This is a genomic window from Saccharothrix sp. ST-888 (assembly GCF_000955975.1).
Lineage (GTDB): Bacteria > Actinomycetota > Actinomycetes > Streptomycetales > Streptomycetaceae > Kitasatospora.
Genome location: NZ_JYJF01001063.1, coordinates 1 through 272, shown reverse-complemented (window position 1 = coordinate 272; position 272 = coordinate 1). Strand labels below are relative to the sequence as shown.

Here is a 272-nt window from a genome sequence, read left to right as displayed (position 1 = left end):
CGTACAGGTCGTCGACCGCAACCTCGACCGCACCGGCCGGAGGCCACTCCCCCAGCTCGAACGAAGCCGGGGATCCGGCAACCGCGCTCGGGGCGAGCAGACCGGTGGCGTGCCGCGTCCACAGCTCCTCGCCGGAGGCATCCTCCGGACGGGAGTGCAGGCTGACCGGACGGCGTCCGGACTCGTCGGCCGCCTCCACGGAGAGCTGCACCTGGACGCCGCCCTGCTCGGGCAGGACGAGCGGCGCCTCCAGCGTCAGCTCCTCCAGCACC

General features: G+C 73.9%; 1 protein-coding gene. It reads right to left on the bottom strand.

Annotated elements, in window-relative coordinates:
- Nucleotides 1-272, bottom strand: a 272-nt coding sequence (locus UK12_RS35620; protein ID WP_045307373.1) for a polyketide synthase dehydratase domain-containing protein, incomplete at both ends; no start/stop codon positions are given.